Genomic DNA, 19,360 nt, shown 5'->3' with positions numbered 1-19,360 from the left:
CCCTACGTGACCGTCACGTCCTTGTGCCAGGACTCCGTGACGTACTTCGTGCCCCAGCCCATCGCCGTGTAGAGGCCGTCCGCGCCGGTCGGTGAGTCGGCGTCCACCTCCAGGCCGACGCGGTCGCGACCACGGGACGCGGCGTCGGCGATGATCGTGCGGAGCAGGCCGGTGGCGACCCCGCGGCCGCGCGCGGACTCGAGCACGCCGAGGTAGGCGACGTACGACCCGTCGGGCCCGGTGCCGCTTTCGCTCACCGTGCCGACCAGGGCACCGGCCGGCTCCGGCTCGCCACCCTCACCGTCGACGATCTCGGCCAGCCACCAGTGGTCCCAGCGGTGGCCCGGGTCCTCGCGGAGCCGGTGGATGAACTCGTCGAAGGTCTCCTCCGTCGAGTTGAAGTGGTCGGTGAACGCACCCTCGAGCACGTCGTGCACCGCGCGCAGGTCGCCCTCGTCGGGCATGCCGTCGGAGTCCTGGCCGCCCTGCCGCTCGACGAGGCGGAAGACGACGCCCTTGCGCTCCCAGCGCGCCGGGTCGGGCACGAGCTCGGCCTCCGCGGCCTCCACCGAGCGGCTCATCTGCCACCAGGTCCGCACCCGCTCGAAGCCGGCGTCGGACAGCCAGCCGTGCTGCCGCTCGTCGTCGGCGAAGGAGCCGGTGTCGATCTGCTGCTCGGCCAGGCCGCGCGCCGCGCCGACCGCCCGCGCCTGCGCCTCGGCCCAGTCGAACAGCACCTCGCTGCAGCGGTCCGCCACCCGCTCGTCGACCTCGCGGCCGACGATGTGGACGAAGAGCATCCGGCCCTCGGCGCGGTCGTGGACGCTGCCCCAGGCCTGGATCCTGCCCTCGGGGTCGCGTACGACGAGGTTCTCGCGCATGGCCACGCCGCGCTCCGACACCTCGACCCGGACCTCGTCCTCGCCCGAGCCGGGCCAGCCGCGTCCGGCCCGCTCGTGGTCGCGCAGCAGCTCGGCCAGTCGCTCGACCGTCGCCGCGTCGTCACCGTCGGGCGTCTCGGCCACCCAGCCCGCTGGGAGTCCCGGGTCCTCGGGCAGCGCGTCGACGGGGTCGCTCTCGAACCGGTTGTCCTCGGGGATCACGAGCGGCCATTGTTCCGTACGCGCTCCCGGGCGGTGCGTCAGCCACCTTTCCGGCGTACGGAGGTGTCAGGAACGTGGCTGGGCCACCGCTCAGGTCGTGGAGCCTCAGGCGCTCCTGTGGTCGCGGCGCGCGGCGGCGGCGCGGAGGGAGTCGAGCTCCGCGCGGAGGACGTCGATCTCGGCCTCGAGCTCGGCGACGATCACGATCGCCTCGGCGGCACGGCCCTCGGCGTCGTCGCGGCCACTCTGCGCCTCGTCCCGGCCGCGCTCGGCGGCGTCGGCACGGCGGGCCTCCTGGCCACGCTTGAGGGTCTGCTCGGCCGCGTTCTTCTGGGCGTTGGAGAGGGCCCGCTCGAGGACGTCGATGGCCTCCTCGCGCTCGTTGATCTTGCGGCGCATGTCGGCGGCGAAGGCCGCGGACTCGGCCGTACGGCGCTCCGTCAGGGTGCGGTACTCCTGCGCCTGCACGGCGCGGTCGCGCGCGGCGTCGCGACGGGCCTGCATGAGCTCGGAGTGGGTGATGCGGGTGGCGGCTGCTCCGGCGAGCACGGCCACGACGGCAGCGACAGCGGTCAGTCCGGCCGACGAGGACGCGAGCGCGCCGATCACGAGCGCCGCGCCGACGGCGAGGAGCGTGACGGCCACGGCCAGGCGCGTGCTGCGCTGGCGGCGACGAGCAGGCGTACGAGACACCTGTGACTGCTGTGACTCCTGGGAAGGCATGGCGCCAGACTAGGCGCGCGGCAGCCCGCCGTCCGTGCGACACGCACGCTCCAGGGCCAGCGAGGCGAGGGTCACCCCCGCCGCACCGGCGGCGGCGACCAGCGAGCGGAGGATCCACCGGTCGGCGTAGTGCGACTCGTCGCCGAGCCAGCTGACGGCGTAGCCGACGTAGCCGGCGGTCACCGCGGCGCCGGCGAGGGCGCACGCCCGGGCCAGGACGAGGCGGTTGACCGCCTGGTGCGGCTCGAGCCGTTGACCCCTCACCTGAACGGTCTGCCACGTGTGCCAGGCGAGGAAGCCCATGATCGCGGCGACCATCACCAGCACGAGGGCCTGCGCCCACGACACCAGCGGTGGCCGGCCGGCCACGGAGGTCATCACGGGGTGGATCGCCCAGCCGATCGCCAGTCCGACGACGATGGACGCCGTCAGGGCGCGCGCAGAGGTGGGACGGAGCGTCCCGCGCGGCTCGTCAGGGTCCTCGTCGGGCGCGTCCGGGCCGGACTCGGTCACTCGGGGTCCCCGCGTCCTGTGGAGGAGCGCAGCGGAGCAGCAGGAGGTCGCGGGGTGGTCACTCGACCTCGAGGGTGAGGTCCTCACGCCTCTTCACACCCGAGGAGTCGGACGCGTCGAGCAGCTCGGCGATCGGGCCACGGTCGGGGAAGACCGCGTCGGGCTCGAGGTCGTGCCACGGCTGGAGGACGAAGGCGCGCTCGTGGGCGCGTGGGTGCGGCAGCCGCAGGAAGTCCTCGTTGGAGCGGCGGTCACCGACGACGATCAGGTCGACGTCGAGCGTGCGCGGGGCGTTGCGGATGTCGCTGCGCTCGCGGTCGAAGGCGTCCTCGATGGCCAGCGCACGCTCCATCAGCCGGGCGGCGGGGAGCGTGGTGTCGGCGAGCAGGACGGCGTTCAGGTAGGGGCGCGAGCCCTCCGGCGCGTCGACCGGCTCCGTCTCGTAGACCGGCGAGACGCCCGTGACGAAGAAGTCCGGGGTGTCCGCGAGCGCGTTGACCGCGCCCTGCAGGGAGCCCAGACGTTCGCCGAGGTTGGAGCCCAGGCCGAGCACCACCCGGCGGATCGGGTGCATCTCCCCCGTGAGGGAGTCGGCGTCCACGATGTGGGGGTTGGGAGTCTCAGTCATGAGCGTTGCCTCGCGTTCTGGTGATCGTCAGCGCGACGTCCGAGTACGTCGCGTCGATGGGCGCATCAGGTTTGTGGAGCGTGACTCGCGCCCATTCAACACGAGTGTCCAACAGGCACACGTCCGTGATGCGTTGAGCGACGGTTTCTATCAGGTCGACGGGGTCGCGCTCGACGGCAGCCTTCACGTCCGCCACCAGCGTGCCGTAGTTGACCGTGTCCACCAGGTCGTCGGAGGCAGCCGCAGGCCGGGTGTCGATGCCCAGCACGAGGTCGACGACGAAGACCTGGCCCTCGCGCCGCTCGAAGTCGAAGACACCGTGGTGGGCGAAGCACTCGATGCCCGTCACGGACAGCTCGTCGGTCATGCGGGGTCCCCTCGGCGTTGTTCGGGGGAGCGCGGCGGCGGAGAAGAACGTCGTGGGGTGCTCATGCCTTGCCTCCATCCATCGCTGCCACGACCGCGAGTGCGTCCCGCGTGGCTCGTACGTCGTGCACGCGCAGGAGGTCGACCCCGCGGACGGCCAGCAGGGCGACCAGGGCGGCGTGCGCGTGCTCGCGCTCGTCGACCGGCCGCGGCACGCCGTCGGCCGCCAGCAGGGAGCCGAGGAACGACTTGCGGCTGGCACCCACGAGCAGCGGGCAACCCAGCGCGCGCAGGCCGTCGAGCGCGGCGAGCAGCTCCCAGTTGTGGCCGGGCTTCTTGGCGAAGCCCAGCCCCGGGTCGAGGACGACCCGCTCACGCGGGACGCCGGCGGCGAGGACCGCGTCGAGCCGCTCGCCCAGCTCACGGCGTACGGACTCCACGACGCCGTCGGGCGAGTAGTCGGTGAAGTCGCGCATCCGGTCGGCGTGGGCGCGCCAGTGCATCGCGACGTAGGACGCGTCGCTGTCGGCGACGACGTCGAGGATCCGCGGGTCGGCGAGGCCGCCGGAGACGTCGTTGACGATCCCCGCGCCGGCATCGATGGCCGCCGCGGCCACCTCGGCGCGCATCGTGTCGACCGACACCACGACGCCGTCGGCCGCCAGCTCACGGATGACCGGGACGACGCGGCCGAGCTCCTCGGCGACCAGTGGGCGGGTCGCGCCCGGCCGGGTCGACTCACCCCCGATGTCGAGCACGTCGGCCCCCTGCACCACGAGGTGTCGGCCGTGGGCGACGGCTGCCTCGGTGGTGTCCCACCGGCCGCCGTCGGAGAACGAGTCGGGCGTGACGTTGACGATCCCCATCACCCGGGTCGACCGGTCAGCGGGGGACGCCCCCTCGCTCACCTGGTGCCTGAGTGGATGAGCGCCATCGCCTCGGCGCGAGTGGCCTGCTGGGTCAGGAACATGCCGCGCACCGCAGACGTGATCGTGCGGGCGCCGGCCTTCTTGACCCCGCGCATCGTCATGCAGAGGTGCTCGGCCTCGATGACCACGATGACGCCGCGCGCCTCGAGGATCTCCATCAGCGAGTCGGCGACCTGCGTGGTGAGCCGCTCCTGGACCTGCGGGCGCTTGGCGTAGACGTCGACGAGCCGCGCGAGCTTGGACAGGCCGGTGATCTTGCCGGTCTCGGCCGGGATGTAGCCGACGTGGGCCACCCCGGTGAATGGCACCAGATGGTGCTCGCACATCGACCAGAGCTCGATGTCACGCACCAGCACCATCTCCTCGTGACCGAGGTCGAAGGTGGTGGTCAGCACGTCCAGCGGGCTCTGGCGCAGGCCCTGGGTGAGCTCGGCGTAGGCGCGGGCGACCCGCGCCGGGGTCTCGTGCAGCCCCTCGCGCTCGGGGTCCTCGCCGATCGCGTAGAGCAGCTCGCGCACGGCGGCCTCGGCCCTGGCCTGGTCGAAGGCGGGCACGTCCTCCGGCGCGACCTGCGGCACGGTGACCGGGTCCGTCACGGCGCGTCCGGGCTGGGCGGGGTGGGGGTGTCCGGGTGGACGCCCGGGACGCCGTGGACGTCTCCACCCGCGCCGGGCGGCGTGAGGATCGCGCCGCTGGTCTCCGACTGCTGGGAGGCGATGTCGGCGTTGACCCGGTCACGGATCTCCTGCGGGATGTCGACCGGCGGGATCGTCGACGGCACGCGCTCGGGCGAGCCGGTCCACGCCGGACGCGTCGGCCGCCGGTTCAACGGCTCGAAGATCGCCGCGATCTCACCCTTGTCGAGGGTCTCCTTGTCGAGCAGCGCGAGCACCAGCGCGTCGAGGACGTCGCGGTTCTCGTGGAGGATCTCGAAGGCCTCCTGGTGGGCGTGGCCCAGCAGCGTCTTGATCTCCCCGTCCACCGCCGCGGCGGTCTCCTCGGAGTAGTTGCGCGTGTGGCCCATGTCGCGGCCCAGGAAGGGCTCGGAGTTGCTGTCGCCCAGCTTGACCGCACCGAGGCGCTCGGTCATGCCGTACTGGGTGACCATCGCCCGCGCGAGACCCGTCGCCTTCTCGATGTCGTTGCCGGCACCGGAGGTGACGTCGTGGAAGATCAGCGCCTCCGCGGCCATGCCGCCGAGCATGTAGGCGAGGGAGTCGAGCATCTCGCTGCGCGTCTGGGAGTACTTGTCACGGTCCGGCAGCACCATCGTGTACCCGAGCGCACGACCACGCGGCAGGATCGTCACCTTGTGCACCGGGTCGGTGCCGGGCAGGGCCGCGGCGACCAGGGCGTGGCCGCCCTCGTGGTAGGCGGTGATGAGCTTCTCGCGCTCGCTCATCAGGCGCGTACGACGCTGCGGACCGGCGATGACGCGATCGATCGCCTCGTCGAGGGACTCGTCGGTGATCATCTTGGCGTTGCTGCGCGCGGTCAGCAGCGCCGCCTCGTTGAGCACGTTGGCCAGGTCGGCACCGGTGAAGCCGGGCGTGCGGCGGGCGATGCTGAGCAGGTCGATGTCCTGCGCGATCGGCTTGCCGCGCGAGTGGACCTTCAGGATCTGGTGGCGGCCGTTGAGGTCGGGGGCGTCGACCTGCACCTGGCGGTCGAAGCGGCCCGGGCGCAGCAGCGCGGGGTCGAGCACGTCGGGACGGTTGGTGGCGGCGATGAGGATGACCCCACCACGCACGTCGAAGCCGTCCATCTCGACGAGCAGCTGGTTGAGCGTCTGCTCGCGCTCGTCGTGGCCGCCGCCCATCCCGGCGCCGCGGTGGCGGCCGACGGCGTCGATCTCGTCGATGAAGACGATGGCCGGCGGGTTCTCCTTGGCCTGCTCGAAGAGGTCGCGGACGCGGCTCGCGCCCACACCCACGAACATCTCGACGAAGTCGGAGCCGGAGATGGAGTAGAACGGCACGCCCGCCTCGCCCGCGACCGCGCGCGCGAGGAGGGTCTTGCCGGTTCCGGGCGGGCCGTAGAGCAGCACGCCCTTGGGGATCTTGGCACCGACGGCCTGGAACTTGGCCGGGTCGGTGAGGAACTCCTTGATCTCGCCGAGCTCCTCGATCGCCTCCTCGCAGCCGGCGACGTCGCTGAACGTCGTCTTCGGCATGTCCTTGGTGATCAGCTTGGCCTTGGACTTGCCGAACTGCATGACGCCACGTCCGCCGCCGCCCTGGGCCTGGTTCATCAGGAAGATGAACAGCAGGATGATCAGCGCGAAGGGCAGCAGGGTGGCGAGCAGCGAGCCGAGGAAGCTCGGCTGCGGGACGGTCGAGTTGGCCTTGTCGATCGTCCCCGCGGCGACCTGCTCGTCGACGGCCGCGAGCAAGGTCTCCTGCTGCCCGTCGATGTACTGCGCGACGACCTTGTCGCCGTCCTCGCGCGTGCCCTTGTCGAGCGTCGCCTGGATCTCGAAGTCGGCGCCGTTGAACTCGATCTCGTCGACCTTGCCGTCGTCGATGTAGGAGGCCAGGGTCGAGGTGTCGACCTCGTCGTAGCCGTCGCTGGGTGCGAGGAACTGGATCGCCAGGAGGACCGCGAAGGCGGACAGGACGATCCACAGCCAGGGACCCTTGAATATGCGCTTCACAGGCAACTTTCAGCGGTTTCGGAGGTGAGGAGGCGACGCTACACGCCGCCGGGGCCCTTATTCTTTCAGGCGGGGTGAAGCGGGGCGACCCGTTCGAGGTCAGTGGCGCGCCCGGGCACGCTCGCTCAGGAGTAGACGTGGGGCGCGAGGGTGCCGATGTCGCGCAGGTTGCGGTAGCGCTCGCGGTAGTCGAGGCCGTAGCCGACGACGAACTCGTTGGGGATGTCCCAGCCGATGTACTTCGGCTCCACGGGCATCGACAGCGCCTCGGGCTTGCGCAGGAGCGTGGCGATCTCGACGCTCGCGGGGCTGCGGCTCGAGAGGTTGTTGACCAGCCAGCTCAGGGTCAGGCCGGTGTCGATGATCTCGTCGACGATCAGCACGTGGCGGCCGCTGATGTCGGTGTCGAGGTCCTTGAGGATGCGGACCACGCCGCTGGACTTGGTGCCCGACCCGTAGGAGCTGACGGCCATCCAGTCCATCTCCAGGTGCCGCGGCATCGACCGCGCGAGGTCGGCCATCACCATCACCGCCCCCCGCAGGACGCCGACGACGAGCAGGTCGCGTCCCTCGTAGTCCTCGGTGATCTGGAGGGCCATCTCGGCCAGCCGCTGCTGGATCTGCTCCTCGGTGAAGAGGATGTTGACCAGGTCGTTCTCCACGTGGGACGAGTCCATGGGCGTCAGCCTAGGGGGCGACGGAGGACACCGTGCAGGCAGTTCGGCCCGGCGCCGGTCACAGGTGGGCGTGCCCGCGGTGGCTGGTGCCGCGAACTGCCGTCACGGTGCCTCGATGAGCAGGAGTCCGTCGCGGCGAAGGGCGCGGAGCGGGCCGGGCAGGTCGATCCACTTCTGGCCCCGCCACCCGACGAGCAGCTCGTCGACGGCGAGGACGTGGTCGCGGGTCAGCTCGGACGGCGGTGACCCGGCGTCGAGGGCGGCGCGGTGGAGGACGCGGTGCCGGATCGACGGCTGCTCGCCGGTCAGGGTCTCGACGTCGAGGCCGCCGTCGCGGCGGGCGCGGGCGAGCGCCCGGTCGGCGAGGTCGTCGAGCAGCGCGGTGTCCTCGCGCAGCTGGTCGGCGGTGCGGGCCAGGGCGGCGGCGATCCCGGGTCCGAGCTCGGCCTCGAGGACCGGCAGCACCCGGTCGCGTACGCGCACCCGGGTGTGGACCGGGTCGGAGTTGTGGGGGTCGTCCCAGGCCTCGAGCCGCTCCACCAGGCAGGCGGTGACGGTGTCGTCACGGCGTACGCCGAGCAGCGGGCGTGCGAACACCCCGAAGGACGGCCGCATGCCCTGCAGGGACCGGCCGCCCGAGCCACGGGTGAGGCCGAGCAGCACCGTCTCGGCCTGGTCGTCGAGGGTGTGGCCGAGCAGCACGAGCCGTGCCTCGAGGTGCTCGGCGACCTGCTCCAGGACGGCATACCTCGCCTCGCGCGCGGCGGCCTCCAGCCCCATCCCCGACGCGGCGTCGACATCCACGCGCGCGGTGAGCGTCTCGTCGACGCCCATCGCGGCGAGCTGGGCGACGACACGGTCGGCCTGCTCCGCGGAGCCGGCCTGCAGGCCGTGGTCGACGGTCACGCCGACCACGCGCAGCCCGAGCTTGTGTCCCTCGAAGACGACCGCCGAGGCGAGGGCGAGGGAGTCCGCACCGCCGCTGCACGCCACGGCGACGGTCGCGCGCCCACCGTCTCGAGCCTCGAGGCGGGACAGCATCCGGCGCACCGGCAGCCGGACCGCCGCGACCGAGGGGTGGAGCGTCACAGCACGCGGGCGATCCAGGCGTCGGGGTCGCTGATCTCGGCCTTGGAGGGCAGGGTCTCGGGGCCGGTCCACACCGCGTTGAACTCCTCCATGCCGACCTTGTCGACGACGTGGCGAACGAAGACGGCCCCGTCGCGGTACTGCGCCATCTTGGCGTCGAGGCCGAGCAGTCGCCGCAGCAGCTTGTCGACGCCGCCGACGCCCTTGCGACGCTGGTTGAACTTCCGGCGGATCTCCGCCACCGACGGGATGACGGTCGGGCCGACGCCGTCCATCACGACGTCGGCGTGGCCCTCGAGCAGCGACATCACGCCGGTGACCCGGTCGAGGATCTCCTTCTGCTCGGGCGAGGAGACGAGGTCGATGATGCTGCCGTTGCCGCCGCGGAGCACGTCGGCGCCGCGGCGGAGCCCGTCGAGCACCGCGCTCGGCTCGAGGGTGTCGGCGACCGCGTGCATCTGGGTCATCAGGTGCTGGCCGAGCCACGGGTTGGCCGTGAACTGCACCCGGTGGGTCTCCTCGTGCAGGCACACCCACAGCCGGAAGTCGGTCGGGTCGGCGCCGATCTCGCGCTCGACGTGGACGATGTTGGGGGCCACGAGCAGCAGCCGGCCGTACGGCTCGTGGAACGGGTCGAACTGCCCCAGCACCTTGCTGCTGAGGAAGCCGAGCATCAGGCCGACCTCGGCACCGGTGACCCGGGTGCCGACGGCCTCGGCGAACGCCGACGGGGGGCCCTTCTTCTCGATGAGCTTGTCCACGACCGGGCTCAGGAGCTTGGCGAAGCCGTCGGCGTTGGCCCGGAGCCAGCCGCTGCGGTCCACGACCAGCACCGGCGCGGTGCCGGCCTCGGTGTGCAGCCCGGTGAACTCACGGACCAGCGGGGTCGAGCGGGTCGCACCCTCGCGGAGCTCGACGACCGCGGCGGCCGCCTCGTCGGGCGACACGTCCGGCCCCGGCCCGGCCACCCGGGTTCCCACGCTGACGGCGAAGTCCCAGTCCACGAGGTTCATATCGTGACCCTAGCCGGGAGCGAAGAATGAGCCCCCGGCGTGGGGAAGGAGGTCGAGTGGCCCCACGACCGAGCCTGCGAGGTCGTGACGGGGCGTATCGAGACCCGTGGACGGTGTCCGGGCAACAAAGGGATGTGGGTCTCGATACGGACGCTCGCCGGGGCTCGCGACCTACTCGACCGACGAGGCGGCGGGCGAGCTGCATCTGCAGGAGGCGAGGGAGGCGGCCGCGCGGTCGAGGGCCTCCTGCGAGTCGTAGCGCTCGATCGGCGGGGACTTGTCCGCGCCGAAGACGAAGGCGAGCGGCTGCCCTTCGCGGTCGACGGCGATGCCGGCGAGGGCGTGCACGCCGGTGAGGGTGCCGGTCTTGGCGCGCACGAGGCCGCGGGCGACGGCGGGGCCCTCGGCGAAGCGGTAGGTGAGCGACCCGGTGAACCCGGCGACGGGCATGCCGGTGACCAGGCTGCGCATGCCTTCGCCGTCCGGGCCGGCGGCGTGCTGGATCAGGTCGATGAGCAGGGAGGTCGAGACCCGGTTGCGCCGCGACAGGCCGGAGCCGTCGTACACCTCGGCGCCGGCGACGTCGATCCCGAGCCCGCCGAGGGTGTCGAGCACGCCGGCCGCGCCCGCCTCGAACGACCCGGTGCCGGAGGTGGCGAGGCCGACCTGGTGGCCCACCACCTCGGCGCCCTCGTTGTCGCTGACGTCGAGGATCCTCTCCGCGACCTGCGACAGCGGCGCGCTCTCGACGGAGGCGAGCTCCTCTGCGCCGGCGGACGCGACGACCCGCTGCGGCTGCCCGTTCACGCGCAGCCCCGCGGCGCGGAGGCCGTCGGCGAAGACCTGGGCGGCCGCCAGCGACGGCTCGTCGGACTTGAGGTCGCTGTCGGGCTCGTCGCCCCCGTCGACCATGAGCGCGGTGATCGGGCTGACGATGTCGTCGGGGACGTAGTCGCGGCGCCAGGCCGGGTTGTCGGTCGGGCCGGTGAACAGGCTGTCGTCGAAGCGGACCCGGACGCGTCCCTGGCCGCCGAGCGCCTCCGCGACCTGCAGGGCGAGGGTCGTCACGTCGGCGCGGGCGGGGTACGTCGACTCGGCCTCGGCGACCGTGAGCGACCTGCTGGCCAGCAGCGGGTCTCCCCCGCCGACCAGCACGACGTCGCGCGGACCGGCGCCGCGCACGACCCGCGTGGTGAAGGTGTGGTCAGGCCCGAGCACGTCCAGTGCGGCCCCCAGCGTGAGCAGCTTCGTGGTCGAGGCCGGCAGGTAACGCCCGTCCCCGGTGGTCCACTCGGCCGAGCCGGGGGCCAGGGGCGCGACCGCCCCCACGACGTGCTTGCCCAGGTCGGGGTCGGAGAGGTCGTCGGAGACGGCCGTGGCGACCCGGTCCGGGTCGAGGGCACCCGCGGTGTCGAGGGCGACGGCGTCGTCGGCCGGCGGCGTCCACTCGGGCAGGTCGAGGCCGGCGGGCGCGAGCACCTGCTCCGGCTCGGTCTGCGGGTCGGCGGCCAGTCCCGGCAGGTAGCGCTGGCCCCACTCGAAGCGGTAGGCGCCCACTCCGGCCGCCAGCAGGGCGAGGACGAGGACCGTCGGCAGCCAGTGCCACACCGACCACCGGCGTCGCCGCGGGCCCGAGTGGCGTAGGTCACGTCCCACCCTTTTCGACCCTCTCGCTTCGCGCATCGGGGCCATTGTGCGCGACACTGCCCCCGTACCCATGCGTCGGGCCGTGCCCGGCGCAGCTGAGCGGCCCGATGGCGTGCCGGAGAAGGTGAGGAAGACGTGCTCGAGTTCGACGTGCTGGTGGAGATCCCCAAGGGTGAGCGCAACAAGTACGAGGTCGACCACGAGAGCGGGCGCCTGCGCCTCGACCGGATGCTCTTCACCTCGACCGCCTACCCGGCGGACTACGGCTTCATCGAGAACACCCTCGGCCAGGACGGCGACCCGCTCGACGCACTCGTGATCCTGCAGGCGCCGACGTTCCCGGGCTGCCTCATCGCCTGCCGCGCGATCGGCATGTTCCGGATGACCGACGAGGCCGGCGGCGACGACAAGGTGCTGTGCGTGCCTGCGCACGACCCGCGCCTGGAGCACCTGCGCGACATCAACCACGTCTCCAAGTACGACCGGCTCGAGATCCAGCACTTCTTCGAGGTCTACAAGGACCTCGAGCCCGGCAAGTCCGTCGAGGGCGCTGACTGGGTCGGCCGCGTCGAGGCCGAGGCCGAGGTCCAGGCCTCGTTCGAGCGCTTCAAGACCGAGGGCCACGGCAACGACCTCGACAACATCGCCGACGAGAGCCTGGGCGAGGACGCCTGAGGCTGTCGCCGGCGTTGCAGCTGCTCAGGCGGCCGCGTCCGTCGCGCCGAGCGACGAGGCCACAGGCTCGAGGGCCTCGGCCAGGATCTCGGTCACCCGCCCGACCGGACGCACGTCGAGCTCGCTGAGCAGCTCGGCGGGTACGTCGTCGAGGTCGGCGCGGTTGCGCTCCGGGACGTAGACCGTCGCCAGACCGGCCCGCTGGGCGGCGAGCAGCTTCTGCTTCACGCCACCGATCGGCAGCACCCGCCCCGAGAGCGTGACCTCGCCGGTCATGCCGACGTCGGAGCGGACGGGTCGTCCGGTGAGCAGCGAGACGAGGGCGGTCACCATCGTCACGCCTGCGGACGGGCCGTCCTTGGGGATCGAGCCGGCCGGGAAGTGCACGTGGATCGACTGCTCGAACACGTCCGGGTCGATCCCGAGCTCGTCCGCGTGCGCGCGCACCCAGGACAGCGCGATCGAGGCCGACTCCTTCATCACGTCGCCGAGCTGGCCGGTGACGGTGAGCCCCGCCTTGCCGGCTGACACGGACGTCTCGACGTAGAGCACGTCGCCGCCGAGGCCGGTCACGGCGAGGCCGGTGGCGACACCGGGCACGTCGGTCCGCTCGTGGCTGTCGGGCGTGAAGCGCGGCCGCCCGACCAGGTCCACGAGCTCGTCGCGGTCGATGTCGAGCCGCTCGACGTCGCCGGTCGCGAGCCGGGTGGCGGCCTTGCGGAACGCCTTGGCCAGCAGCCGCTCGAGCTGGCGTACGCCGGCCTCGCGGGTGTAGTTGGCCGCGAGCTCGCCGAGGGCGTCGTCGGAGACGGTGACCTCGTCGGGGGTCAGCGCCGCCCGCTCCAGCTGGCGCGGGATCAGGAAGTCGCGCGCGATGGCGACCTTGTCGTCCTCGGTGTAGCCGTCGATGGTGACGAGCTCCATGCGGTCCAGCAGGGCCGACGGGATCTGCTCGACCACGTTGGCGGTGGCGATGAAGAGCACGTCGGACAGGTCGAGGTCGAGCTCGAGGTAGTGGTCGCGGAACGTGTGGTTCTGCGCCGGGTCGAGCACCTCGAGCAGCGCCGCGGCGGGGTCGCCGCGGTAGTCCGCGCCGACCTTATCGACCTCGTCGAGCAGGACGACCGGGTTCATCGAGCCGGCCTCCTTGATCGCCCGCACGATGCGGCCGGGCAGGGCGCCGACGTACGTGCGCCGGTGGCCGCGGATCTCGGCCTCGTCACGCACGCCGCCGAGGGCGACGCGGACGAAGGTGCGGCCCAGTGCCCGGGCGACGGACTCGCCGAGCGAGGTCTTGCCGACACCGGGAGGACCGGCGAGCAGCACCACGGCGCCGGAGCCGCGACCGCCGATCACCTCGAGGCCGCGCTCGGCGCGACGAGCACGCACGGCGAGGTACTCGGTGATGCGGTCCTTGACCTCGTCGAGGCCGTGGTGGTCGGCGTCGAGCACCGCTCGGGCGGCTGCGACGTCTGCACTGTCCTCGGTGCGCTCGTTCCACGGCAGCTCGAGGACCGTGTCGAGCCAGGTGCGGATCCAGCCGGCCTCCGGGGCCTGCTCGCTGGAGCGCTCGAGCTTGTCGACCTCGCGCAGCGCGGCCTCGCGGACCGCGTCGGGCAGGTCGGCTGCCTCGACCCGGGCGCGGTAGTCGTCCGAGCCGTCGGGCTCGCCCTCGCCGAGCTCCTTGCGGATGGCGGCGAGCTGCTGGCGCAGCAGGAACTCGCGCTGGTTCTTCTCCAGGCCCTCGCGGACGTCCTGGCTGATCTTGTCGTTGACCTCGTCCTCGGCGTCGTAGGCCCGCGTCCACTCGATGAGCAGGCGCAGCCGGTCGCCCAGGTCGGGGGTCTCCAGCACCTGGCGCTTCTGGTCGTCGGAGAGGTACGGCGCGTAGCCGGAGGTGTCGGCGAGCGCGTCGGGGTCGGCGAGGTGTCGTACGGTCTCGATCACCTGCCACGCCTCGCGGCGCTCCAGGATCGAGACGACGAGGGTGCGGTAGTCCTCGGCGAGCGTGCGGAGCTCGTCGGTGACGACTGCCTCGGGCACGGGCTCGGCCTCGACCCAGAGGGCCGCACCGGGCCCGGTCACGCCGGCGCCGATGGCGACGCGGCGCTCGGCACGCAGCACCGCGGCGGGCCTGCCGCCGGCGAAGCGGCCGACCCGGTCGACCACGGCCACCACGCCGTGGGTGGCGTAGCGGTCCTCGAGCCGCGGGGCGACGAGGACGCGGGTGGGCTCGTTGTCGGCGGTGTCCGACTTCTGGGAGGCGTCGTGGGCGAGGCGGGCGGCGTCGATGGCCGCGCGGGCCTGGTCGTCGAGCTCGATGGGCACGACCATGCCGGGAAGCACGACCGTGTCGTGGAGGAACACCACCGGGAGGGAGATGGGAAGCGAAACGTTCTGCGTCATGTCCCTCCCAACGCACGGGATCGCGAGGTCGATGCCCGGACGGGTTTCGCCCACCGCGAACGGCCGGCGGCCGCTGTCACGAGCGGGAGAGCGGCACCTCGCCGGCCACCGAGCCGAGCTTGTCGGGGTTGCGGACCAGGAACAGCTGCGTCACCACGCCGTCCTCGACGAGCATCGTGCCGACGCCGTCGCGGTGCCCGGCGACCACGAACTGGATCGCCGGCGACCCGTTGAGCCAGACCGGCTCGAGCTCGAGCGCCTCCGGGGCGACGGCGGTGAGGAAGCGGAAGACCTTCTCGCGCCCGAAGATGGGGTTGAGCGCCGCCTTCACCTTGCCGCCGCCGTCGGTCATCAGCACGACGTCGGGGGCGAGCACGTCCATCAGGCCCTGCAGGTCGCCCGTCTCGGTGGCCGCACGGAACCGCTCGATCACCGCGTCGCGCTCGGCCGCGCTGACGGACGCGCGCGGGCGCTTGTCGGCGACGTGGGCCCGCGCGCGGCTGGCGATCTGACGCACCGCGGGCTCGGACTTCTCGACCGCCTCCGCGATCTCGGCGTACGGCACGTCGAAGACCTCGCGCAGCACGAAGACCGCCCGCTCGGTGGGCGGCAGCGTCTCCAGCACGAGCAGCATCGCGGTCGAGACGCTGTCGGCGAGCTCCACGTCCTGCGCCACGTCGGGCGCGGTGAGCACCGGCTCGGGCAGCCAGGTGCCGACGTAGTCCTCGCGACGCCGGGCGAGGGTCCGCAGCCGGTTGAGCGAGAGCCGGGTGGTCATTCGCACCAGGTAGGCCCGCGGGTCGCGCACCTCCTCAACCACGACGTCCGCCCAGCGCAGCCAGACCTCCTGCAGCACGTCCTCGGCGTCGGTGGCCGAGCCGAGCATCTCGTAGGAGACGGTGAAGAGCAGGTTGCGGTGGGCGGTGAAGTGATCGGTCGCGCTCACCTGCTGATCGTCCCAGCCTCCGCGAGCGGCAGCTCGCAGACGTCGCTGAAGCCCTGCGAGGCCAGGCCCATCGCCGAGTTGAAGCGCGAGCGCTGGTTCTCCACGGCGACCATCATCGTCAGCTCGACCATGGCGGCGTGGCCGAGCTGCCGGTCCAGGTCGGTGACCATCTCGTCGGTGACCTCCGGCGGCGTCACGGTCATCGCCTCGGCGTACGCCATCACGTCGCGCTCGAGGTCGGTGAAGACGTCCGACTCGCGCCAGCGCGGCACCTCGCGCACCTTGGCCTCGTCGAGGCCGTTGGTGTGGGCGAGGAAGTAGCCGAAGTCCAGGCACCACGAGCAACCGATCACTCCGGCGCTGGCCATCTCGGCGTACGTCTTGAGGTGGGGGTCCAGCGCGGACCACGTGCCGACCTTCTGCTCGAAGCCGAAGACCGCCTTGAGGACCGGCTTGTTGTGCCAGAGCACGTAGGCGTTGTCGGGGACCTTGCCCCACATGCGGCGGGCGACGCGGGTCATGATCGCGCCGTAGGCGCCGTCGATGGTCGCCTTCGGCAGTCTCATTCTCTGGGGCGGGAACTGGCTGGGCATGTCATCACTCCGTCTGGTGGGGGTCTCGATGACATGGAGACACCGGCCGGTTCAGGCCTGTGACACGTCCCCCGGGAGGTCGGTCAGGAAGGCCTCGACCGCTCGCGCGACCTCGAGGTGGATCTCGGCGGTGCGGACCACGTCGGCGGTGCCCATGCTGTGGTCGGCGTCCGCCACCTCCAGCACCTCGCAGCCGGCGTCGGCGAGCTCGCGCGCGACGGAGACGTCCCACAGCTCGTCGGCGACACCGCCGACCAGCAGCTGCCGCCCCGGGTTGGCGGCGATCCCCTCGGCGACGACCGGGTCGACGAGGAGCGGCGTGAACCAGATCGCGTCGAGACCGCGCTCGGCGGCGTACGACGCTGCGCGGGTGCCGAGCGACTTGCCGACGACGAGCACGTGGTCGGCGTCCTCGCTGGCGTGCGCTGCGGCCACGTGACGGCGTACCCACGCCTCGGGGTCCTCGTCGCCGCGGGCGGTCGAGTCCCACCAGATCTGCTGGACGGTGACGTCGTGCTGCAGGAGCGCGAGCCGGGCGAGCTCGAGCAGCGGCGCGGCCGGCGAGTACGCGCGGCCGGGAGCAACGAGCGCGACGCCGCGGCTGCGGCCCGCCGGCTCGAAGCGGGTGGGCAGTCCTCCGAAGGTCATCCGCGGTCCTCCTGCTTGGTCGCGTGGAAGTAGCCGAGCCCGCCGTGGAGGGTGAGCTCGACGTCGCGGCAGCCGTAGTCCCGCAGCCAGGTGACCGCCTCGGTCGAGGTGCACATCGGCCCGAGGATGCCGGCCCGCGTGCCGACGCGGCGCAGCAGCTCGTAGCGCGGGCCGGTGTCGGTGAACAGCGAGCTCCCCGTCAGCGCGGCGCCGGGGGCGAGCACGCGCACCATCTCGGCGATGGCACGGCGCGGGTCGGGGAAGCAGTGGATGCCGGTCAGGGAGATGACCAGGTCGAACGACGCATCGGCGAACGGGAGGGCGCCCACGTCGGCCGGGACGGTGGTGACCTGGTCGGTGACGCCGAGCCGGGTCGCGGCCGCGCGCGCCCGGCCGAGCATCGTCGGCGAGATGTCGGCGGCGACGTAGTCGATCCCCTGACCGGGACGCAGGCCGCGGAGGGCGACACCCGACCCGGTCGGCACGTCGAGGACCCGGGCACCGCGCGGGAGGGTGCCGATCTCGTCGGCCGTCTCGCGCAGGAGGGCCAGGTCGCTGCCGGTGCCGGCCCGCCAGGCCGCGCCGCCGACGCGGTCGTGCTCCACGAGCCACGGGTAGACGTAGGACCACAGCGGGTCCTCGTGCCAGCCTCCCAGCCCGGGGAGCCGCACGTCAGTCGTCCGATCCGATGGGCCAGCCGAGGAGCTCGGGGCTGCGCAGCATCTGCTCCGGCACGCCGAACGCGTCGACGAGGTCCACCGCGAGCGGCCTGACCTTGCGGCACAGCGCGTTGATCTCGCGGCTGATCGCCTTGGAGCGGGCGCTGGAGAGTCGGCCGTGCTCCATGAACCAGGCCCGGTCGGCCTCGATCGTGGCGAGGGCGTGGAGGTCGCACAGCAGGTTGAGGGYGACCTTGAGGTCACCGTCGGGCAGGGCCGCGGTCTTCGAGACGAACGCCTCGAGCACGAGCCGCTCGGTGTGGGCGCGGGCGGCGGCGATGACGTGGTCCTGCACGCGGGAGAAGACGGCCCCGGGGTTCGCCCCCTGGTCGATGCCGCGCTTGAGCCGGCGCGCGACGCCGCCGATCATGTGCTCCTCGCGGAAGCGCAGCATCGCGAGCTGGTAGTTCGGGTCGAGCAGCCCGGCCTCCTGGTCCCAGGTGTCGCCGCCGGGCAGCAGGTCGCGCACCGACTGCACGAGCTTGTGCACCGCCGTCCGCTCGACGACGGTCTCGACCGCCAGGCCGGCGACGAAGCGGGCCATGCCGAGCTGGTCCATCTCCTCGAACTCGCCGGCGTAGTCGGTGAGCAGCCCCTTGGCGACCAGCTGGAGCAGGACGTGGTTGTCGCCCTCGAAGGTGGTGAAGACGTCGGTGTCGGCCTTCAGCGCGGCGAACCGGTTTTCGCTGAGGTATCCCGCACCGCCGCACGCCTCGCGGCACTCCTGGATGGTGCGGGTGGCGTGCCAGGTGCCGAGGGCCTTGGTGCCGGCGGCGCGCGACTCCAGCATCCGCCGGGCGTGCTCGTCGCTGCCCCCCTCGATCGGCCCGGGGCCGGAGAACACCTCGTGCAGCTGCCCGGCGACGACCTCCTGCGCGAAGTGGAGGGCGTACGTCCGCGCGATGAGCGGCAGCAGGCGGCGCTGGTGCATGCCGTAGTCGAGGAGCACCTGCTCCTCGTCGGGGTCGCTCGCCTCGAACTGGCGGCGGCGCACGGAGTAGCGGGTGGCGATGGCGAGCGCGACCTTCGACGCGTTGATGCCCGCGCCGCCGACGCAGACGCGGCCCTGGACGAGGGTGCCGAGCATCGTGAAGAAGCGCTTGTTGGGGTTGTCGATCGGTGACAGGTAGCGACCCTCGGGCGTCACCTCGGCGAACTGGTTCAGCAGTGCGGTGCGCGGCACCCGGACCCCGTCGAACCAGATGCGTCCGTTGTCGACGCCGTTGAGGCCCATCTTGGGGCCGCAGTCCTCGATGCGGACGCCGTCGAGCACCCGGCCGTCCTCGCGGACCGGGACGACGAAGGCGTGCACGCCGTGCCGCTCGCCGCCGACCTCGAGCTGGGCGAACACGACGGCCAGCTCGGCGTGGGCCGCCGCGTTGCCGATGTAGTCCTTGCGGCTGGTGTCGTCGGGCGTCGTGATCACGAACTCCTGCGCCTCGGCGTCGTACGTCGCCACGGTGCCCAGCGCCTGCACGTTGGAGCCGTGACCGCTCTCGGTCATCGCGAAGCAGCCCATCGTGCGGCCGCTCACGAGGTCGGCGAGGTAGGCGTCGTGGTGGTGCTTCGTGCCCAGCTGCAGGATGGCGCCGCCGAAGAGGCCGAACTGCACGCCGACCTTCACCAGCACCGACAGGTCGCCGAGGGCGAGGGTCTCGAAGGCGGCGATCGAGGCGCCGATGTCGCCGCCCCCGCCGTACTCCTCCGGGAAGCCCATGCCGGTCTGGCCGGTCTCGGCCATCAACACCACGACGTCCCGGACGCGCTCGCGGAAGTCGGCGGTGGTCATCTGCTCCTGGTCGAGCAGGATCTGCGCGTGCTCGGTGAGGTTGTCGCGCACGAGGTCGCGGACCTCGCCGTAGCGGCCGTCGAGCAGCCTGCGCATCGCGTCGACGTCGACCTCCGGCTGCCGGTAGCCCGAGTCGTCGGCGTGGACGCCGTCGTCCTCGACGCGGGCCGGAGCCGTCTCCGGCAGAGGCGTGGGCAGCTCGTCGGCAATGGGCGGGACCTGGTCGGTGGCCATGTCGCCAAC

Annotated in this window: 19 protein-coding genes; 1 reads left to right on the top strand and 18 read right to left on the bottom strand. The window is 72.3% G+C overall.

Annotated elements, in window-relative coordinates:
- Positions 1 to 2: 2 nt before the first annotated feature.
- The 12 genes from ACXJKB_RS11750 to dacB all read right to left on the bottom strand — a co-directional run bounded on the left by ACXJKB_RS11750 (position 3) and on the right by dacB (position 11,350).
- Positions 3 to 1,103 carry a GNAT family N-acetyltransferase gene (locus ACXJKB_RS11750; protein ID WP_457188507.1) on the bottom strand — a complete coding sequence of 367 codons (1,101 nt, stop codon included), beginning with the start codon at positions 1,101 to 1,103 and terminating at the stop codon, positions 3 to 5.
- Between the two features lie 105 nt (positions 1,104 to 1,208).
- Positions 1,209 to 1,826: a hypothetical protein gene (locus tag ACXJKB_RS11745; protein ID WP_457188505.1), complete on the bottom strand. Its 618-nt coding sequence runs from the start codon at positions 1,824 to 1,826 to the stop codon at positions 1,209 to 1,211.
- A 9-nt stretch (positions 1,827 to 1,835) separates the two neighbouring features.
- Positions 1,836 to 2,339, bottom strand: a complete 504-nt coding sequence (locus ACXJKB_RS11740; protein ID WP_457188503.1) for a DUF3180 domain-containing protein — start codon at positions 2,337 to 2,339, stop codon at positions 1,836 to 1,838.
- 58 nt (positions 2,340 to 2,397) lie between these two features.
- On the bottom strand, positions 2,398 to 2,967 hold the full coding sequence (gene folK / locus ACXJKB_RS11735) for a 2-amino-4-hydroxy-6-hydroxymethyldihydropteridine diphosphokinase (protein ID WP_191194337.1): 570 nt from the start codon (positions 2,965 to 2,967) through the stop codon (positions 2,398 to 2,400).
- On the bottom strand, positions 2,960 to 3,334 hold the full coding sequence (gene folB / locus ACXJKB_RS11730) for a dihydroneopterin aldolase (RefSeq protein WP_191194336.1): 375 nt from the start codon (positions 3,332 to 3,334) through the stop codon (positions 2,960 to 2,962). Before folB ends, folK begins: the two co-directional genes overlap by 8 nt.
- Before the next feature lie 61 nt (positions 3,335 to 3,395).
- Entirely contained in the window at positions 3,396 to 4,199 is an 804-nt protein-coding gene (gene folP / locus ACXJKB_RS11725; RefSeq protein WP_457188559.1) for a dihydropteroate synthase, read from the bottom strand.
- Positions 4,200 to 4,237: 38 nt separating this feature from the next.
- Entirely contained in the window at positions 4,238 to 4,858 is a 621-nt protein-coding gene (gene folE / locus ACXJKB_RS11720) for a GTP cyclohydrolase I FolE (RefSeq protein ID WP_457188500.1), read from the bottom strand.
- Entirely contained in the window at positions 4,855 to 6,915 is a 2,061-nt protein-coding gene (gene ftsH, locus ACXJKB_RS11715; RefSeq protein ID WP_457188498.1) for an ATP-dependent zinc metalloprotease FtsH, read from the bottom strand. Before ftsH ends, folE begins: the two co-directional genes overlap by 4 nt.
- 125 nt (positions 6,916 to 7,040) lie before the next feature.
- On the bottom strand, positions 7,041 to 7,592 hold the full coding sequence (gene hpt, locus ACXJKB_RS11710) for a hypoxanthine phosphoribosyltransferase (protein ID WP_457188496.1): 552 nt from the start codon (positions 7,590 to 7,592) through the stop codon (positions 7,041 to 7,043).
- 102 nt (positions 7,593 to 7,694) lie between these two features.
- Positions 7,695 to 8,681 (bottom strand): tRNA lysidine(34) synthetase TilS, encoded by a 987-nt coding sequence (tilS, locus tag ACXJKB_RS11705; RefSeq protein ID WP_457188495.1) that lies wholly within the window; start codon positions 8,679 to 8,681, stop codon positions 7,695 to 7,697.
- Positions 8,678 to 9,694: a zinc-dependent metalloprotease gene (locus tag ACXJKB_RS11700; RefSeq protein ID WP_457188493.1), complete on the bottom strand. Its 1,017-nt coding sequence runs from the start codon at positions 9,692 to 9,694 to the stop codon at positions 8,678 to 8,680. Before ACXJKB_RS11700 ends, tilS begins: the two co-directional genes overlap by 4 nt.
- Positions 9,695 to 9,865: 171 nt before the next feature.
- Complete coding sequence (gene dacB, locus ACXJKB_RS11695; RefSeq protein ID WP_457188491.1) at positions 9,866 to 11,350, bottom strand: D-alanyl-D-alanine carboxypeptidase/D-alanyl-D-alanine endopeptidase; 1,485 nt, start codon at positions 11,348 to 11,350, stop codon at positions 9,866 to 9,868.
- A gap of 126 nt (positions 11,351 to 11,476) precedes the next feature.
- Between dacB and ACXJKB_RS11690 the strand changes: the two genes are divergently transcribed.
- Entirely contained in the window at positions 11,477 to 12,016 is a 540-nt protein-coding gene (locus tag ACXJKB_RS11690; protein WP_457188489.1) for an inorganic diphosphatase, read from the top strand.
- A gap of 24 nt (positions 12,017 to 12,040) precedes the next feature.
- On the opposite strand, the gene lon is transcribed toward ACXJKB_RS11690, so the two are convergent.
- From lon to ACXJKB_RS11660, 6 genes are all read right to left on the bottom strand, one after another.
- A complete protein-coding gene (gene lon, locus ACXJKB_RS11685) occupies positions 12,041 to 14,422 on the bottom strand; it encodes an endopeptidase La (protein ID WP_457188487.1) in 2,382 nt (793 codons plus the stop codon).
- A 76-nt stretch (positions 14,423 to 14,498) separates the two neighbouring features.
- Complete coding sequence (locus ACXJKB_RS11680; protein WP_457188557.1) at positions 14,499 to 15,308, bottom strand: RNA polymerase sigma-70 factor; 810 nt, start codon at positions 15,306 to 15,308, stop codon at positions 14,499 to 14,501.
- 56 nt (positions 15,309 to 15,364) lie between these two features.
- Positions 15,365 to 15,934 carry a carboxymuconolactone decarboxylase family protein gene (locus ACXJKB_RS11675; protein ID WP_457188485.1) on the bottom strand — a complete coding sequence of 190 codons (570 nt, stop codon included), beginning with the start codon at positions 15,932 to 15,934 and terminating at the stop codon, positions 15,365 to 15,367.
- Between the two features lie 78 nt (positions 15,935 to 16,012).
- Entirely contained in the window at positions 16,013 to 16,609 is a 597-nt protein-coding gene (locus ACXJKB_RS11670) for a hypothetical protein (RefSeq protein WP_457188483.1), read from the bottom strand.
- On the bottom strand, positions 16,606 to 17,280 hold the full coding sequence (locus ACXJKB_RS11665; RefSeq protein WP_457188481.1) for a class I SAM-dependent methyltransferase: 675 nt from the start codon (positions 17,278 to 17,280) through the stop codon (positions 16,606 to 16,608). The genes ACXJKB_RS11670 and ACXJKB_RS11665 overlap by 4 nt, the downstream gene beginning before the upstream one ends.
- A 1-nt stretch (position 17,281) precedes the next feature.
- Positions 17,282 to 19,351, bottom strand: a complete 2,070-nt coding sequence (locus ACXJKB_RS11660; RefSeq protein WP_457188479.1) for an acyl-CoA dehydrogenase family protein — start codon at positions 19,349 to 19,351, stop codon at positions 17,282 to 17,284.
- Positions 19,352 to 19,360 lie beyond the last annotated feature (9 nt).

The organism is Nocardioides sp. P5_E3 (genome assembly GCF_054049275.1).
Note: the sequence above shows the minus strand (reverse complement) of the source record. Positions and strands in the feature narration are given on the sequence as shown.

Bases quoted from the DNA above. Each gene is read 5' to 3' on its own strand.
- ACXJKB_RS11745 (WP_457188505.1), bottom strand. From the start codon at position 1,826: ATGCCTTCCCAGGAGTCACAGCAGTCACAGGTGTCTCGTACGCCTGCT.
- folK (WP_191194337.1), bottom strand. From the start codon at position 2,967: ATGACTGAGACTCCCAACCCCCACATCGTGGACGCCGACTCCCTCACG.
- folB (WP_191194336.1), bottom strand. From the start codon at position 3,334: ATGACCGACGAGCTGTCCGTGACGGGCATCGAGTGCTTCGCCCACCAC.
- folP (WP_457188559.1), bottom strand. From the start codon at position 4,199: ATGGGGATCGTCAACGTCACGCCCGACTCGTTCTCCGACGGCGGCCGG.
- hpt (WP_457188496.1), bottom strand. From the start codon at position 7,592: ATGGACTCGTCCCACGTGGAGAACGACCTGGTCAACATCCTCTTCACC.
- ACXJKB_RS11700 (WP_457188493.1), bottom strand. From the start codon at position 9,694: ATGAACCTCGTGGACTGGGACTTCGCCGTCAGCGTGGGAACCCGGGTG.
- lon (WP_457188487.1), bottom strand. From the start codon at position 14,422: ATGACGCAGAACGTTTCGCTTCCCATCTCCCTCCCGGTGGTGTTCCTC.
- ACXJKB_RS11680 (WP_457188557.1), bottom strand. From the start codon at position 15,308: ATGCTCGGCTCGGCCACCGACGCCGAGGACGTGCTGCAGGAGGTCTGG.
- ACXJKB_RS11675 (WP_457188485.1), bottom strand. From the start codon at position 15,934: ATGAGACTGCCGAAGGCGACCATCGACGGCGCCTACGGCGCGATCATG.
- ACXJKB_RS11670 (WP_457188483.1), bottom strand. From the start codon at position 16,609: ATGACCTTCGGAGGACTGCCCACCCGCTTCGAGCCGGCGGGCCGCAGC.